The sequence below is a fragment of the Nioella sp. genome (assembly GCF_964229645.1).
Classification (GTDB): domain Bacteria; phylum Pseudomonadota; class Alphaproteobacteria; order Rhodobacterales; family Rhodobacteraceae; genus Nioella.
This window is the reverse complement of the sequence record NZ_CAXREX010000228.1, coordinates 1-17,083: the sequence shown is the minus strand read 5'-3', so window position 1 is coordinate 17,083 and position 17,083 is coordinate 1. Positions and strand designations below refer to the sequence as shown.

Genomic DNA, 17,083 nt, shown 5'->3' with positions numbered 1-17,083 from the left:
GTGAAGATGCTGTAAGAGGCAATATAAAGAGTTAGTTCTGGTCCATATCCATTGAGAATTAAGATAAAACTTGCCATTTCCGCAAATTTCAAAGCAATTAAGTAGATTGAAGGGGAGATAAATACAAAGAAAAATGTCACGACCCAATACTCTACTTGGCTGGCTTTCCTTGAAAGGAGAAAATAAAACTTCAGATCATTAACGAATCCATTTTTCTGACTTTTTGTGTTTGCCATCTTATTCTCCCTCGCGCAAACTTAAGTTTTAACTTGCGCTACTTATCATCTTCAGCGGCGAAATTTTTTCGCCGCTCCCCTATTGATTTTGATGCCATCATCAAACTAGATTTTTTCAAAATGCAAGCATTAAAGGTTTAGGCAGGCATTTTTATTTTTTGGATGTTGGCATGGGAGGACCATGGTCGAGCCAAGCTGCGTTCGTAGGACCTAGATGGAATGCACCCTCTGATCTGGTGCAACGTTGTGTTTAGGAAGCGGAAGACATTTGTTGGTAAGCAAAAGTTAAAACCCATTGAAAATAGTTAAAACGCACGGCGGGTTTATTTGCTGGCCGGCCGAGATGAGCCGCCTCATTGGACCGTTCCAAGCTGCAATTTAGTGAATACTTGGCCTGTGATCCATTGGTAAGATGGCTTCAGGTTATGACGGGCGATTGCCCAATGAACTCGCCTGACGGTGTTGTAGAAAACTCACCATTGCTCGATCAAGATTTGGGTCCCTCGTAAGCCGTAGAAGATTTAACCGTTCAGTAGTTGAATAAAGCACTATGGGACACACTCGTCACGGCAGTGCCAAGACCACCGCAAAGTCGAGCACGCCAAGTGCTTGGAGGTCAGTGTGAATATTTTCCACTTTCACGGTATGTTCTGGGTATTTTAGTGGAAAAAATATAACCTAACTTTCTGAAATTTAATACTTTAATCTAGATTGAGGTTCTGGCGCCGCAAGGCGTGGGGCGTCGAGTCCCTTCACCCTCACCATTCCTCCTTCCCCGGATAACCTTCCCGACATCGCGGCACGGTCCGCAGCGTCACCTGAACGGGTGCTGGACCGGTGAGGTCTCTCGCGCTACCAATTCACCTCCATCCCCGTAGTCTCAGGGCGCTTGTCTTTGGCCCGCCTCCCAAGCTCAGCATGAAAAGGGCAGCACATGTATCTCGACGCGCGCGAACTCTCGGACTTCCTGTCGGACCATCCCACGGTCGAGTATATCGACGCGGTCGTGATCGACCTGTGCGGGAATGCCATCGGCAAACGCCTGCCGGTCGGCCATGCCGCCAAGATGGTTGGCGGCGGCACGCCGGTCTGCGGGGCAATGCAGCTTGTCGATGTGCGGGGCAATACGGCGGACCCGATGGGGCATGGCTTTTCCGATGGCGATCCGGACGGCATGGCGCGCCCCCTGGCGGGCAGCTTGTCCATCGTGCCCTGGTCGGGCGGCAGGCACGCGCAGGTTCTGTGCGAGATGACGCGGTCCACGGACCTCGCCCCGTTTTGGTACGAGCCGCGGCAGGTTCTCAAGAAGGTGGTGGATCGCTTTGCCGGCACCGGCCTGCGGCCCGTTCTGGCGTTGGAGCTGGAGTTCTATCTGACAGATATCGAACGCGGGGCAGGCGGCGAACCGATCGCCTGCGCCTCGCCCCTCACGGGGCGCCGGGAACGCCAGGGCCAGGTCTTGTCGCTGGCCAAGCTCGATGAGTATGAGCCCGTGATCAGCGCGATCCAGGCCGCGTGCAAGGCCCAGAACATCCCCGCCAGCACGGTGATCAGCGAATATGGCCCCGGCCAGTTCGAAGTGAATCTCGAACACCAGTCCGACCCTTTGCGCGCGGCAGACCAGGCGGCCCTGCTGCGCCGCCTTGTGCAGGCGACGGTGCGCCAGCAGGGCTATGACGCCACCTTCATGTCGAAACCCTTCCCGGGCCTGTCCGGCAATGGCCTGCACATCCATCTCAGCCTTGTGGATGCCGAGGGAAACAACGTCTTCGACCCGGCAAGCGAGGCGGGCGAATCCTTGCTCGGGCAGGCGGTGTCCGGCCTCCAGGCCACCCTGCACGAGGCCATGGCGATCTTCGCGCCCAATCTCAACGTCTATCGCCGCTTCCGTCCCGACGAGTTCACGCCGGTGACCCGCGATTGGGGGGAAAACAACCGCTCAGTCGCCTTTCGCCTGCCCCCCGTGACCGACGGCGCGGCGCGCCGGCTGGAGCATCGGGTGGCCGGGGCCGAGGCCAACCCTTACCTTGTGACGGCCGCCGTGCTGGCCGGGGTGCATCACGGGCTGACACAAGGGGGCGACCCGGGCGAAAAGCATTCAGGAAATGCCGGGGCCGAGGTGGACGGGACCCTGCCGCTGACCATGTGGGCCGCATTGGAGGCCTTCAGGACGGCGACGATCCTGCCGGACTATCTCGGGGCGGATTACATCGAGATGTATCACGCCGTGAAAGAGGCGGAATTCACCGAGTTCATGGAAGAAATCTCGGCCCGGGAATACCGCTGGTATCTCTGAACCCCGGCAGGGGCGGCGCGGGCCGGGCATAGCCGTGCGCCCCTTTCCGGGGCGCGCTGGCCATTGCCCTGCGGCTGGCGTGGAAAATTGATTGAGCGCTCAAATATTTATTGCTACGGTTTCCTCAGCATCCGGAGGACCTGGCACCATGGCAGATGGCAGCACCGAGGTAAGTGGCAACGACTGGGACCGCAGCGGGCTGCCGGCCTGGAGCTACTTCAGCAAGGAAATGCTGGAAGAGGAGAAAGAGCATCTCTTTCGCCGCCACTGGCAACTGATCTGCCATGTAAACGACATTCCCGAACCGGGCGATTACATCGCCATGGACATGGTGGGCGAGCGGGCTCTGGTCGTGCGTGGCCAGGACGGGGCGGTGCGGGCCTTTCACAACCTCTGCCGACACCGGGGGTCGCGGGTCGTGGCCGATGACAAGGGGCATTGCCGCTCGGCGATCATCTGCCCGTTCCATGGCTGGGCCTACAATCTCGACGGCACTCTGCGCGGCGCGGCCATGCCCGCGACCCTGCCGGATCTCGATCCGGTGAAATGGGGATTGAAGCCGGTCGAGATGGATATCTGGCACGGTTTCGTCTTCGTGCGGTTCAAGCCGGGACCGCAGCCGCCCCTGTCGCAAGTTCTGGCGAAGTTCGAGCACGAAGTGGCGCAATATGACCTCGCCGCGCTTCAGCCCGACGGAAACGGGATCTGGACCGAGGACGTCAAGGCGAACTGGAAATGCGTGCGCGATGTCGACAACGAAGGCTACCACGTTCCGATGGCCCATCCCGGCCTGCATGACCTGTTCGGCAGCAACTACTACGACGAGCCCTTCGACAGCGGCACCAGCCGGTCCTATTCGACCTTCCGCGAGGGCGAGAGCCGGCTGTGGAGCGTGCGCAATTACAAGAAGCTCCTGCCCGACATGGCGGCGCTCGATGAACAGCACAAGCGGGCCTGGCTCTATATCGGGGTGTTTCCGAACCTCGTCTTCGGCCTCTACCCGGACTCGGTGATCTACTACCACGAATTCCCGGTAGAGAACGGAAAGACCATCCAGCGCGGTGCCTGTTACAAGCGTCCCGAGGAGGACCGGCAGCTGCGGGTTGCCCGCTATCTCAGCGGTCGGATCGACCGGATCACCACCAAGGAAGACGAACAGCTGATCGAATGGTGCTGGGAGGCCGCCTTTTCCAGTGGGTTTGATGGCGTGATCCTGTCTGACTTGGAGAACGGGGTGCGCAGCTACCATGACGAGCTGCGGCGTCTGTTCCCCGTGCTGGACGAAGACGAACCGGAGCCGGGCACCCTGCGCCAGCGCAATGCCGACCTGAGTGGTGAAGGAAAGTGATGATGAAGCCCGGGCCGATCCGTTCCGTTCCTGACACCCGCCGAGGCGTGCATTGAGCCGGGGGGCCGAGGCCAGGCAAGGGCTGACCCTGATCGGTCCGCCGCTGTTCTATGCGCTCATCATGCTGGCCGCGCCGCTTGCCATGGTCGTGACCTTCAGCTTCTGGACGCAGGACTACCTCGACATCGACACCACCCTGACGCTGGACAACTACCGCGAGGCGTTCAGCCAGCCGATCTATCGCGTGCTTTTGCTGCGCTCGATCGTAATCTCTCTGGTCGTCACCGTGACCACCGTCATCCTGGCCTTTCCAATGGCCTATTTCCTGTCCTTCAAGGTCAAGCGCCGAAAGACCCTCTGGCTCTTCCTCATCACCATACCGTTCTGGACCAGCTACCTTTTGCGCGTGTTCCTGTGGAAGGTGATCCTTGGCTATAACGGGGTTCTGAACTCGGCCCTTCAGGGCGTGGGGATCATCGACGAGCCACTGACCTTCATCCTCTACAATGCCAATGCGGTGGTGATCACGCTGGCCCATGCCTGGGCGCCTTTCGCGATCCTGCCGATTTTCGTCGCGATGGAGAAGATCGACCGATCCCTGCTGGAGGCCGCCGAGGATCTCGGCGATGGCCCGGTGCGCCGCTTCTTCCGCGTGACGCTGCCCCTGGCCATGCCCGGCGTGATGGCCGCCACCATCATCGTCCTGATCCCGACCGTGGGCGACTTCATCACGCCCAAGCTGGTCGGCGGCACGGACGGTCTGATGATCGCCAACATGATCCAGGTCCAGATCGGACGGGCCAACAACGCGCCGCTTGGGGCGACGCTGGCGATCATCTCGATGGTCGTGGTCAGCCTGATTGCCGTGGGCATCTACCTGGCCGGCCGCAAGTTCGGAGGGCGCGTGGAATGACCAGGATGCTGCGCGCCATGTCCGCAAACTGGCTGACCGTGTACGCGGTGGCCTTCATCCTTTTCCTCTACGCCCCCGTCGTGCTGCTGCCCATGTTCGCCTTCAACGACGCGACCGTGATCGCCTTTCCGCTGGCGGGGTTCACGACCGACTGGTTCACGGTACTGTGGGAAACCGAGGCGCTGCATGACGCGGTGCGCAACAGTCTTTTCGTCAGTTTCACGACCGCCGTGCTCAGCACTGTCCTTGGCGCCTGCGCGGCACGGGCCATAGCGCGCTACCGCTTCCCGGTGAAGGGCGGCATCGTGGGCTTCATCATGCTGCCGCTGGTGTTGCCGGAAATCATCGTGGCGGTGTCGCTTCTCGTGATGCTCATGCAGCTTGGAATGTCGCTGTCGCTGTGGACGGTCGTGGGCGGTCACGTCCTGATCTGCGTGCCCTTTTCCATCGCCATTCTCAACTCGGCCTATAGCGGTCTCGACCGCAGCCTCGAGGAAGCCTCCTACGACCTGGGTGAAAGCCGTTGGGGCACGTTCCGCCGGGTGATCCTGCCGCTGGTCCTGCCCGGCATGATTTCGAGCCTGCTGATCTGCTTCACGATCTCGCTCGACGAATTCATCATCGCCTTCTTCCTGACCGGCACGGACGTCACCTTGCCCGTCTATATCTGGAGCCAGTTGCGCTTCCCCGCCAAGCTTCCCTCGATCATGGCTCTGGGCACGATCCTGCTGACCCTGTCGATCCTGATGCTGGTTCTCGGGGAATGGGTGCGGCGACGCTCGGCCAGGAAGCGCGGGCTGGACGATACTTCTGCCGGAGGGCTGATCTGACCATGACGGATGCCGTGTCCAAGAAACCGATCATCACCCTCAGGGGCGTGCGCAAATCCTTCGGTGCGGTCGAGGCCCTGCGCGGGATTGACGCCAGCGTGAACGAGGGAGAGTTCTTCTCGATCCTCGGGCCATCGGGCTGTGGCAAGACCACGCTTCTGCGGCTGATCTCGGGCTTCGATGACCCGACATCGGGCACGATCGAGATCGGCGGCAAACCCATGGACGGCATTCCCGCGAACCGCCGCCCAACCAACATGGTGTTTCAGAACTACGCGATCTTTCCGCACCTGAGCGTCTTCGACAATGTCGGCTACGGGCTGAAGGCCCGCAAGATGGCCAGGGACCAGATCAAGACAGAGGTGGACAAGGCCCTGGCGATGGTCGATCTCGCAGGCTACGGCGCGCGGGCGGCGCATGAGCTGTCGGGCGGCCAGAGGCAGCGGGTGGCACTGGCGCGCGCGCTGGTGCTGCGTCCCAAGGTGATCCTGCTCGACGAGCCGCTGTCGGCGCTCGACAAGAAGCTGCGCGAACAGATGCAGGTCGAGCTGCGCGAGTTGCAGCAATCCATCGGCATCACCTTCGTCCTGATCACCCATGACCAGGAAGAGGCGATGATCATGTCCGACCGCATCGCGGTCATGTTCGATGGCGAGATCGCGCAGATGGCCAGCCCGCAGGAGCTGTATCGCAGGCCGACGAGCCGGCGGGTGGCCTCGTTCATCGGCGTCATGAACTTCCTTGACGCCAAGGTCACGGGCCGCACGGCCACCCATCTGTCGCTCGATATCGCCGCCCTCGGGGCCTGCGATATCCCGCTGGAAAACGTGCCGGAGCACCTTGCCGACGCCGATATCACCACCGTTGGGGTGCGCCCCGAGATGTTCACGCTGCTCTTCGACGGCGACGACCATTCCGAAAGGCGCAGCCAGGGCGAGGTGGTCTCGTCCTCCTATTACGGCGACATGACCTATTACGGGGTCAGGCTGGAGGGCGTGGACACGCCCGTCACCATCTCGATGCGCAACACCGCGGGGCGGCACATCGCGCCCGCGGGCAGCAGGATGGCCGTCGGCTGGGGGACGGATTCCGTCATCCTGTTCGAATGAGAGGGAGAGACACCCGATGACCAAGCCCGTCAAATCCGCTTTGCCCCCCATCCCCGACGTGGCCGGGATGCTGGCGCAACGGCGCCCTGATCATGCCCTTGAACAGGCTTTCTACCTGTCGGACGAGATGTTTGCCCGCGACATGCGCGACGTGTTCATGCCGGAATGGCATTTCGCCGGGCATGTCACCGACATCCCCGAGCCGGGCGATTACATCCTGTTCGAACTGCTGGAGGAATCCGTCATCCTGTGCCGCGACGAGGCGGGCAGGGTGCATGCCCTTGCCAATGTCTGCCGGCATCGCGGGTCTCGGGTCTGCCTGGAACAGGGCGGCAAGGCCCGGCGCTTCAGCTGCCCCTACCACGCCTGGACCTACAACCTGGATGGCAGCCTCTTTTCCGCGCGGATGATGGGGGCCGATTTCGACAAGTCAGCGAACGGGCTGAAACCCGTGCCGGTGGAAATCTTCGCCGGGATGATCTTCGTGTCCTTCGCCTCCGAGCCGAGCAGCTTCGAGATGCTGCGACGCGAGCTAGACGCGCTGATGGCACCGTTCGGGCTGGACAGAACCCGCATCGCGCGTCGAGAAAGCTACCCGGTTGCGGCAAACTGGAAGCTGCTCGTCGAGAATTACAACGAATGCTACCACTGCGCCCCCGCGCATCCGGAATTTGCCCGCACCCATCCCACCCACATGGATGCCGAGCGCGTGAAACCCTTCAACGAGGCGATGCTGCCCCGCGCGAACGACCTGGGGATTCCAACGGACACGGTGGACAGGGTCGGGGATCTCTGCCCGCCCGGCTCGGTCGATTTCACCTTCAGCAGGCATTCGCTCTATGACGGCTACCTGACCGGCAGCCAGTCGGGCCAGCCCGTCGCGCCGCTCCTGGGGGAATTGAAGGGCTATGACGGCGGAGCCTGCGATCTCTATGTCGGCATCTTCAACCCGATGCTGGTCTATTGCGATCACGCGGTGATCTACCGCTTCATCCCCGTCGACAAGGACAACTCGATCCAGGAGATCATCTGGCTGGTGCGGGAAGACGCGGTCGAGGGACAGGACTACGACAAGGCCGAGCTGACCTGGCTGTGGGACGTGACGACCATCGCCGACAAGCTGATTATCGAGAAGAACCAGGAAGGCGTGCGGTCACGCTATTACGAACCGGGCCAACTGGCCGGGATGGAGGCCTATACAAGGCGCTTCCTCGATCTTTATGCCGCGCGCCTGAGCGCGGGGCTCGACGCGGAGACACGGCCATGAGCGACAGCGACCTGCTCTATGACAACCAGCACATTGCCTTCCTGGAGGACATCTGGGGCGAGGGCTTCCTGTCGCCCGGTGGGGCCGAGGAAGCGGCCCGGGTGCTGGACGGGATCGACGTGAGTGGCAGGCGTGTGCTCGATATCGGCTGTGGCTCCGGCGCGATCGCCGTGATGCTCGTGCGCGACATGGGAGCGGCCTCGGTGACCGGGATCGATGTCGAAGACCAGGTCTGCGCCGCCGCGCAGGCCCGTGTCGACGGGGCAGGGCTGGAGACCGCGATCGACATCAGGCTGGTCGAGCCGGGACCGCTGCCCTTTGCGCCCGACAGCTTCGATATCGTCTATTCCAAGGACTCGATCCTGCACATCCCCGACAAGGAAGCCCTGGCCCGCGACGTGTTCCGCGTGCTGGCCCCCGGCGGCTGGTTCGCGGCGTCTGACTGGCTGATCTCGCATGACGGGGCACCCTCCCCGGAAATGGCGGCCTATCTCAAGGCAGAGGACCTCGATTTCGCCATGGCCTCGCCCGCCCGCTACAGGCAGGCGCTGGAGGCGGCGGGCTTTGGCAATGTGGGGCTGCTGAACCGCAATCCGTGGTATCGCGACGTGGCCGCCGACGAACTGGCGCTGCTGTCAGGGCCGGAGCGCGAGAGGTTGTCGGACGCCCACGGGGCCGACTTCATTTCCGGGCAGATCGAGACATGGACAGCCATGATCGAGGTGCTGCGCACGGGCGAGCATTGCCCCCATCACCTGCGGGGCCAGAAGCCCGCCTGATATCCGCTCTTACCGCATGAAAACACCCCGCCGGATCGGCGGGGTGTTCCTGTTTCGCAGGATCGGTGCTGGACCGATCAGAAGCCGGCCTTGATCAACTCGAACTCGGCAATCATGCGCTCGCGCAGCTCGGCCGGGACCGGCCCCTGCCACAGCGTGCCTGCACGCAGGTTCTCGCTGGTTTCAAGCCCAACGGCGGCAAGGTCTTCTTCGCTCATTTCGGCCATGGCCACGGCGTTCGAATGCCCGTAGCCCCAGTTGTTGACAATGTATTCGGCGGTTTCGGGCTCCAGCCACGCATTGATGAAGTCATAGAACCGGTCCTCGTCGCCCGTTGCATGGGCCACGCGCGCATAGCCGCAAACCCAGCTGGACGCGCCTTCCACCGTGTCGCGGCGCATCGCGATCGGGTAGCCTTCATAGCTCATGGTCGAGAAAGTCTCGTTCCACGCCCATGCCAGGTAGACCTCGCCGCTTTGCATCAGCTGCGCCAGCGAAGCGCCATCGGACCAATAGGACCGCACGTTCTGGTGCACCTGGCGCAGGAAGGCGGAAGCTGCTTCGAACTCCTCGTCCGTGGCGCTGGCCCAGTCCCTGACACCAACGGCCAGGAAGCCGAGCGCATAGGCATCGTCCACGTTGTCAGGCAGCGACACGCGACCGGCATGGGCCGGGTCCGCAAAGGCCTGGAGCGAGGCCACGTCCTCTTCGCTCAGCAGTTCCGTGTTATAGGTCAGGGCGGTGTTGCCCCAATCCATCGGCACGAAGTAATACTGCCCTTCGTGGATGAAGGCGGGGATGTCGCGGAAAGAGGTTTCGATCTCGTCCCAACGGGTGATCCGGGATGTGTCCAGCGGCGCGATCAGGCCGGCCTCGATCCATTTCGGAACCGACTGGGAACAGGGGTGCACCGCGTCGGCGGCGAAACCCGTGCGCAGCTTCTGGAAGGCTTCTTCCTCGTCGCCGAAATAGGTGAAGGTCGGGCTGTCGCCGTGTTCCTCGATATAGGCAGCGAAGAAGTTGGGGTCTTCGTATCCTGCCCAGTCGAGAACGATGAGATTCGGGTCCTCGGCATGGGCTGGCCAGAGCGATGCCATCAGAGCGATGGCGGCTACACTGGCCCCGGTCTTGATCTTGAACATGAGTTCCTCCCGTTGGTTGTTGTCAGGTCGTCTTGTCTTTCCTCTTCGGTCCGGGCCGGGCAGCCTGCCGCCGCCCGCCGGGTGGGTATATGGGACGGGCCGTCAGGCGATGGCCTCGGGGTTCTTTGCCAGCTTGCGCCCGACAGCTTCGAGCGCGGCTTCGAGAATATCGAACATCTCGTCGATCTGCGCGCGGGTGATGATGAGCGGCGGCGAGAAGACCGCCATGTTGATCAGCGGCCGCACAAGAAGCCCGCGTTCCTCGCAGGCGGCGTCGATCATGGCGCCAAGCTGCATGTCCCCGGCCAGGCTGGCGGCCTTGCCCTCGATGCAGCCAAGCAGACCCATGCCGCGCGCATCCCCGATGAAATCGAAGCGCGTGAGCGCCCGTAGCCGTTCCTGGAAATGCGGAGACACCTCGCGCACGTGCTCAAGGATGTGCTCGCGCCGCATGATCTCGATATTGGTCAGGGCGGCGACGCAGCTGACGGGGTGGGCCGAGTAGGTGTAGCCGTTCGTGTAAGTCACCGGCTCATCCGGGCCGCTGATGCGCTCCATCACCCGGTCCGAGATGATGCAGGCCCCAAGCGGCAGGTAGCCCGAGGTCAGCCCCTTGGCGCAGGTGATCATGTCGGGCTGGATGCCGAACACCTCCTCGGAGCAGAACCAGTGGCCAAGGCGCCCGAACCCGGTCACCACCTCGTCGGAGATATAGAGGATGTCATGCGCCCGGCAGATGTCGAAGGTGCGCTTGTGATAGCCCGGCGGGGGCACGATGACGCCGCCCGAACTCAGGATCGGCTCCGCTATGAAGGCGCCGATGTTCTCGGCCCCGACCTCGCCAATCGCATTCTCCAGATCGGCCACCTTGGCATCGCACCAGGCCTCGACGCTCATGCCATCGGGGCGGCGGTAGGGATTGACGTCGGGCAGGAAGTGGACCAGCCGGCTTTCAACGTCGAAGCGGTTCTTGGTGCGCTCCTTGCCGGTCACGCTGTGGGCCAGGTAGGTAGAGCCGTGATAGCCCTTTTCCCGGGCCAGGACGATCTTCTTGTCCGGCCGCCCCATGCGGTTGTTCATGAAATGCATGGTGCGCAGGGCGGTGTCGACCGCTGTCGAGCCGCCCGTGGTGAAGAACACGTTGTTCAGATCGCCCGGCGCCATATCCGCCAGCTGCTTGGCCAGGATCGCCGAGGGTTCCGTCGTGTTGCTGAAGGGCGAGGTGTAAGGCAGCTTGCGCACCTGCGCGGCGATCGCGTCGGCCATTTCCTCGCGGCCATAGCCGATCTGGACGCACCACATCCCGCCGGGGCCGTCGATGAAGCGCTTTCCGGTGCCATCCCACAGGTAGATTCCCGAGGCAGAGTCGACCAGCATGTTGTCGTAGCCCTGCCAGTCATCGACCGCAGCCCAGGGATGGAGCTGATGCCGCCGGTCCCATTCCTGCAAGGTTTCGACATCGGGGCCATTGTCCATGTCGGCGACGGGGGTAAGAGCCATAGTGCTACCTTTTCCTCAGTGATCAGAACGGCCCCGGCGGTGTGGCGCGCGCGCGGGGGTTCTGGAAGAAGGGGCGGGTTTCGACGGTTACCGGCACCATGCGCCGGTCCCACCTGCCTTCCTCGTTGACGTAGATTTCCGCCCAGAGATCGTCTCGGCGGCGGCCCCCGAACGGGGCCTTCAGTTCGGCCAGGGCAATGTTGCGCTTGGTCGTCGGCGACCAGGCGCCAGATGTCACGTGGCCGACCTCCGTTTTCTTGCGATGGTAGATCAGCGCGCCGTCGGCAGGTTTGAACCCGCCGATATCGAGCTTCACGAGATGGTAGCGCAGGCCCTTTTCGCGCTGGTCGAGCAGCGCCCGCCGTCCATTGAAATGGCCCTTTTCGAAATCGACCATCCAGCCGAAGCTCAGTTCAAGCGGGGTTCGCCCGCGCCCAAGCCGCATCGCGGTATGAACGGGCTGGAAATCCACCCGGGCGGCAATGAAACCGGCCTCGATCCGGGCGAGGTTCAGCGCCTCGTAGCCGATCGCGCGCAGCCCGTGCATGGCGCCTGCGGACCAGAGCCGATCCCAAAGCGCCAGCCCCTTGTCCCAGTCGACCCAGAGTTCGTAGCCCAGATCGCCGGTAAAGCCCGTGCGCGAGATCCAAAGCCCGGGCTCGATCTCGCGCCAGTCGAACGGTCTGAGCTCAGACGCGGCCTCCAGCCCGGCGCGGCAGAGCACGGAAAAGGACGTGGGCCCTTGCAGGGAAAGTGCCGCCACGGTCTCGGACTCGTCGATCACGGACACGTCGAACCCCCAAGCGGCATCCCTCAGCCAGCCGAACATCGGCTCCTGGCAGCAGAGGCGGAATTCGGTGTCCGAGTAGCGGAACAGGGTGCCGTCATCTATCACCATGCCTTCCTCGTCGCACCACATGACATAGGCCACGCGGCCATTGCCGATCTTGGCGATGTTGCGGGTGACAAGGCGGTTGATCATGCGCAGCGCATCGGGGCCCTGGACGCGATACTTGTGCATGGGCGAGATGTCGAAGAGCGTCGCCTGGTTGCGGATCGCGAAATACTCGAATTCCATCGTGTCCAGGACCGAGGGCGACAGGTATCCCGCCCAGTTGATCCAGGCCTGAACCCGGCTCTGATCGTTCAGGCGGGCATGAACCGGCGTGGGCAACAGGCGGTTTGGAACCGAGACGGGTGTGCGGGTCCTGGTCATGCCATCACTCCGTCGCCAAGGGCGCGCAGCGCCGCGTTGCGCCCCGGTGCGCCGGTGACGTCGCCGCCCGGATGGGCCGCAGCCCCGCACAGGTAGAGACCGGCAATCGCGAAACGATACCCCGCCAGCCCGTTTGCCGGGCGCAGGGTGAGGATCTGGTCGAACCCCATCTCGGCGTGATGCCAATGTCCGCCCGCTGCGCCGGTGCGCCGCTCGATATCTTCCGGGGTCAGCAGCGTGGCGTGCTCGATCAGGCCGGAAAGACCGGGCGAATGGGCTTCGATCGCCCCGACAACGCGGTCCGTCAGCTCCTGCCGGGCAGCCTCGCTCCAGCCACCTTTGGGCGCGTAGGGCACATGGGTCACGATGGCCGAGAGCACCTGTTCGCCGTTCTGGCCCAGGCCCGGATCGGACAGGGTGGGCAGGACAAACTCGACCGAGGGGTTTGCGGGCAGTTCATCGTATTTGGCCGGGTTGAAGCTGCGTTCCACCTCGGCGACCGACGGCGCGATCACCAGGCGCGCGCGCCGCAGGGCATGATCCAGTCCGGGAAACTCCGGGGCTTGCCTGAGCACGAGGTTCAGCTTGGCCGCGCTGCCCTTGCAGCGCAGGTTGCGCAGGCGGCGCACCGCCTCGACATCGAAATGCTGCGCTCCGGCCATGGCCATGGTCTGCATCGGCCCCGCGCTGGACAGGACAGCGCGGCAGGCAATCTGCGCGCCGGACTGCAACTGGACCCCGCTGACCTTGTCATTTTCCAGCAGAACGCGCGCGACCCCATCGCCGGTGCTGATCGTGCAGCCCGCGGCGGTCGCCGCTTCGGCCATCCTAGCGGCCAGCGCCCCCATGCCGCCCAGGGGCAGCCGGACGCGACCGCCATCGTTGCCAAGCCGATACATCAGCGAAAAGACGGTGCCGGGCGACCGGGGCCCGGCGAAGGCCCCCCGCACGGCATCGGCGGCCAGCAGGCCAGGCAAGGGGCCGTCCTCGAATTCATCAAGCAGAACGTCGGCGATATTGGACAGCAGGATGCGCAGGAATTCCCGCATATCCGCCTTGCCAAGGCGCTTGAGCCCGAGCCCGAGCCTGCCAAGCCGCGCCATCTCGGCCAGCCCGGCCATGCCCCCCGGCAGGTCAGGCGGCGGATGGGCAGAGAGTTGCGCCAGAAGCGCCGCGTAGCGCTGAAGGCGCGCCATGAAATCCGCCACCGTCGCGGCCTGGGGGTGAGGCGTTCCATCGGCAAAGCGCGCGCGCGCGCCCTCCAGCACCACATGCCGCCCGTCGGGACTGAGCGACACCGAGGGCAGCACGACGCTGGATTTCTCGATGTCCTGGGAAAGCCCCAGTTCGCGCAGCACACCGGGATGCAGGTTGTAAAGCAGATGCGCGAGTTCCGGCCCCTCGACACCCTCCTTCAGCGCCACGTTGCCAGCCATGCCGCCAAGGCTGTGGGAGCGCTCGACGACGCAGACCGATTTGCCTTTGCGGGCAAGCGTGGTTGCCGCCGCAAGACCGTTGTGACCCGCACCGATGACCACCGCGTCGAACCGCTGATTCATATGCGCGCCCGCCGTCATGCCGCGTATCCCGGAAGGCGTTTGCCCCGCCCGTTGCGGCGCAGGATCTCTCGTGCGGCATTGGCCCCCGGGGCCGCCATGACCCCTCCGCCGGGATGGGCCGAAGACCCCACGAGGTAGAGCCCCTCGATGGGGCTGTCGTAATTGGCGTAGCCGGGCACCGGGCGGTTGAAGAGCAGCTGGTCGAAGGTCAATTCGCCCTGGAAGATATTGCCCTCGGTCAGCCCGACCTCGCGTTCGATATCAAGCGGACTGCGGACCTCGGCGTGAAGCACCCGATCGCGGATATCGGGGCAGACCTGCTCGATCTTGTCGAAGACGCAGTCCGCAAAGGCCGCGCGGGCGGCATCGGTCCAGTTCTCGCCGCTGCGGACCCCGTCCACGTTCAGGTCGTAGGGCGCATATTGCACGAAGACCGTCATCATGTGCTTGCCCGGCGGCGCCATGGTCGGGTCGATCTGCGAGGGGATCAGCATGTCGAAATAGGGATCACGCGACCAGCGGCCTTCCTTCCAGTCGTCATAGGCGCGTTCCAGCTCGTGCAGGGATGTCGAAGCGTGCAGGTCGCCGCGCAGGAAGGCGGCCCCGTCAGGAGCGGCCGGGAAATCGGGCAGGGCATCCAGCGCGATGTTGAGCTTGCCGCTGGAGCCCCTGATCTTGAAGCGCTCGACAGCGCGCCGGAAGTCGGAGGGCAGGTCGGCGGCATCCGTGTGGGTCAGGAAGGTGCGCTTGACGTCCATGTTCGAGGCCACGATCGGCGCCTCGTAGGTGTCGCCATTGTCCAGCGCCACGCCCGTCACCCGCCCGTTCCTGACCAGGAAGCGGTCGATGCCGGCCCCGGTGACGATGGTGCCGCCCGACTCTTGCAGGCTGGCCCCGAGTGCGGCCGTGATCGCGCCCATGCCGCCGCGCGCAAAGCCCCAGGATCCGATCGCCCCGTCGACATCGCCCATGTAGTGATGCAGCAGCACGTAAGCTGTGCCGGGCGAATAGACCCCAAGCCCGGTTCCGATGATGCCAGAGCCCGCCAGATGCGCCTTGATCAGGTCGGACTCGAAATGTTCGTCCAGAAAATCCCCGATCGACATGGTCCAGAACCGCAGGGTCTCGCCCAGTTCCCGGGCGCCAAGATCATGGGCCTTGCGCAGAAGGAAGAGCAGCTCGCCCATGTCGCGGGGCTTCAGCGATGTCGGGTCGGGGGCATTGCGCAGCAGGAAGGGCCGGATGAAACGGCACTGCCGGATCACTGTCTGGCTGAACCGGTCATAGGCATCCACGTCGTTGGGATTGTGCCGGGCGATCTCGCGGCGCAGGGTGGCGTGATCGGAATGGTAGGCGAAGTAGTCGCCATCGGGCGTGAAGGTCGCGCCGCCCTCGTAGGGGATCACCTGGAGCCCGTATTTCGTCAGCTCCAGGTCGCGCACGATTTCCCGGCGAAGAAGTGAGCAGACATAGGAACAGTTGGAATAGGTCCAGCCCTCGTAGAGCGAGCGGCTGACCGCAGCGCCGCCGATCCAGTCGTTCTTCTCGACGACCAGGACCTTCAACCCCGCCCGCGCAAGATAGCAGGCCGCCGTCAGCCCGTTATGCCCGGCCCCCGCAACGATGGCGTCATATCGATCCTGTCGGCCCATGTGCCCTCCCAGAGTCTCGCTTAGCCTAGGCCAGCCCATTCGCCGGGTAAAGTTTTTTGAGCGCTCAAATAAAAAATTGCTGCTGACATGCCCGGGCGGTTATGAAAAGACTCGCGATGTCCAGAAGTTGAGAGCGAGAAACCCCGTAATGGCGGCGGAGCAGAGAGCCAGGAAAGAACGCAAGGGCAATGCCGACAAGCGCCGCCGGCAGATTCTCGACGCCGTCTACCGCTCTGTCGTCCGCCACGGGCTTGCCCGGACGACCCTGGCCACCATCGCCGACGAGGCGGGCCTGTCCCAGGGTGTGGCGGTCTTCTATTTCAAGACCAAGAACGGCGTGCTGAGCGAGGCGCTGCGCGATCTCTACGAAACCTACACAACCCATTGGCAGAATGCCCTGGCAGAGGCCGAGCCCGACCCCGTGTGCCAGCTGGCGGCCATCATCGCGGCCGATTTCGCCCCCGTGGTCTGCAACCCCTCGACCCTCTCGGTGTGGTTCGCCTTCTGGGGGGAACAGAAATTCATCCCGCAATATGCCGAGATCACCGCGCAGTTCAGCACGGGCCGTACGCGGGCGCTGCTCGATATCTTCACCCAACTGGTGCCGGGCGATGAGGCGCGGGCCCGCGACCTGGCCGAATGGGTCGACACCCTGACCGATGGCTATTGGCAGAACCAGCACCTCCTGCCCGAAAGCTTCGACCCCGACAGGGCCAAGCACGCCACCCTGCGGTTCCTCTGCGCGGTGCTTCCCGATTACGCGGAGCGGCTGGAGGCCTGCTGGACGGAAAGCTGACAGGCCGGGTTTCGCGGCTTCAGGGCAGCAAGGCGGTAAGGGCAGGGGGGAAACAGCCCTTTCCGGTTGCGTTGCCTTCGGCCCCCGTTTCGCCGCAGCAGGAGCCTTGGCACCAGGGGCCGAATGGCGCCGTTCCGTTGCGCCAGCATGCGAGTCGCAGGCCGCGAGTCGCGTTCATGCTGCCCCTTTGGGCACGGGCCCGCCTTGCAGAGCCGCAAGAGCCGTAAAACAAGCCGTTTTCAGCCATCTGCAAAAACTTTGAAAAAACCACTTGCAGCCGCCGATGCACAGCCGTAAACGCCCCTTCACCGGCGGCGCTGCGGCGTTTGTTGGTTTCGCCGGACGGGGTGATTGAGGGTGACCTTGGTTGTTTACGAGGCGGGATATGAGGGATTTATCGGGCGAGCGGCGCTGGTTTAGGTTAGCGCGGTTCGGTTGAT

At 63.4% G+C, this 17,083-nt stretch carries 14 protein-coding genes; 8 read left to right on the top strand and 6 right to left on the bottom strand.

Annotated features, from left to right (window positions below; translation table 11 throughout):
- Window positions 1-236 (bottom strand): hypothetical protein (locus ACEQXV_RS15340; RefSeq protein WP_370269907.1); only part of this gene is annotated, 236 nt, incomplete at its 3' end.
- Between the two features lie 934 nt (window positions 237-1,170).
- On the opposite strand from ACEQXV_RS15340, the gene ACEQXV_RS15335 reads away from it, so the two are divergent.
- From ACEQXV_RS15335 to ACEQXV_RS15305, 7 genes are all read left to right on the top strand, one after another.
- Window positions 1,171-2,532, top strand: a complete 1,362-nt coding sequence (locus ACEQXV_RS15335) for a glutamine synthetase family protein (RefSeq protein ID WP_370269906.1) — start codon at window positions 1,171-1,173, stop codon at window positions 2,530-2,532.
- A 148-nt stretch (window positions 2,533-2,680) separates the two neighbouring features.
- Window positions 2,681-3,880 (top strand): SRPBCC family protein, encoded by a 1,200-nt coding sequence (locus ACEQXV_RS15330; protein ID WP_370269905.1) that lies wholly within the window; start codon window positions 2,681-2,683, stop codon window positions 3,878-3,880.
- A 52-nt stretch (window positions 3,881-3,932) separates the two neighbouring features.
- Window positions 3,933-4,793, top strand: coding sequence for an ABC transporter permease (locus ACEQXV_RS15325; protein ID WP_370269903.1), 861 nt, complete (start codon window positions 3,933-3,935; stop codon window positions 4,791-4,793).
- A complete protein-coding gene (locus ACEQXV_RS15320) occupies window positions 4,790-5,623 on the top strand; it encodes an ABC transporter permease (protein ID WP_370269902.1) in 834 nt (277 codons plus the stop codon). The genes ACEQXV_RS15325 and ACEQXV_RS15320 overlap by 4 nt, the downstream gene beginning before the upstream one ends.
- A gap of 2 nt (window positions 5,624-5,625) precedes the next feature.
- A complete protein-coding gene (locus tag ACEQXV_RS15315; RefSeq protein WP_370269900.1) occupies window positions 5,626-6,732 on the top strand; it encodes an ABC transporter ATP-binding protein in 1,107 nt (368 codons plus the stop codon).
- Window positions 6,733-6,748: 16 nt separating this feature from the next.
- Window positions 6,749-7,999, top strand: coding sequence for an aromatic ring-hydroxylating dioxygenase subunit alpha (locus tag ACEQXV_RS15310; RefSeq protein ID WP_370269898.1), 1,251 nt, complete (start codon window positions 6,749-6,751; stop codon window positions 7,997-7,999).
- Window positions 7,996-8,778, top strand: coding sequence for a methyltransferase domain-containing protein (locus tag ACEQXV_RS15305; RefSeq protein WP_370269897.1), 783 nt, complete (start codon window positions 7,996-7,998; stop codon window positions 8,776-8,778). Before ACEQXV_RS15310 ends, ACEQXV_RS15305 begins: the two co-directional genes overlap by 4 nt.
- Window positions 8,779-8,855: 77 nt before the next feature.
- Here ACEQXV_RS15305 and ACEQXV_RS15300 read toward each other — a convergent pair whose 3' ends face one another.
- The 5 genes from ACEQXV_RS15300 to ACEQXV_RS15280 form a co-directional block, all read right to left on the bottom strand.
- A complete protein-coding gene (locus ACEQXV_RS15300; protein WP_370252926.1) occupies window positions 8,856-9,920 on the bottom strand; it encodes an extracellular solute-binding protein in 1,065 nt (354 codons plus the stop codon).
- Between the two features lie 102 nt (window positions 9,921-10,022).
- A complete protein-coding gene (locus tag ACEQXV_RS15295; RefSeq protein ID WP_370269895.1) occupies window positions 10,023-11,420 on the bottom strand; it encodes an aminotransferase in 1,398 nt (465 codons plus the stop codon).
- 22 nt (window positions 11,421-11,442) lie between these two features.
- Window positions 11,443-12,636: an aminomethyltransferase family protein gene (locus ACEQXV_RS15290; protein WP_370252929.1), complete on the bottom strand. Its 1,194-nt coding sequence runs from the start codon at window positions 12,634-12,636 to the stop codon at window positions 11,443-11,445.
- Complete coding sequence (locus tag ACEQXV_RS15285) at window positions 12,633-14,213, bottom strand: phytoene desaturase family protein (RefSeq protein ID WP_370252931.1); 1,581 nt, start codon at window positions 14,211-14,213, stop codon at window positions 12,633-12,635. Before ACEQXV_RS15285 ends, ACEQXV_RS15290 begins: the two co-directional genes overlap by 4 nt.
- Window positions 14,210-15,847, bottom strand: coding sequence for a phytoene desaturase family protein (locus ACEQXV_RS15280; RefSeq protein WP_370269892.1), 1,638 nt, complete (start codon window positions 15,845-15,847; stop codon window positions 14,210-14,212). Before ACEQXV_RS15280 ends, ACEQXV_RS15285 begins: the two co-directional genes overlap by 4 nt.
- A 148-nt stretch (window positions 15,848-15,995) precedes the next feature.
- Here ACEQXV_RS15280 and ACEQXV_RS15275 point away from each other — a divergent pair, with 148 nt between their 5' ends.
- Window positions 15,996-16,643 (top strand): TetR family transcriptional regulator C-terminal domain-containing protein, encoded by a 648-nt coding sequence (locus ACEQXV_RS15275; RefSeq protein ID WP_370269891.1) that lies wholly within the window; start codon window positions 15,996-15,998, stop codon window positions 16,641-16,643.
- Window positions 16,644-17,083: the final 440 nt, after the last annotated feature.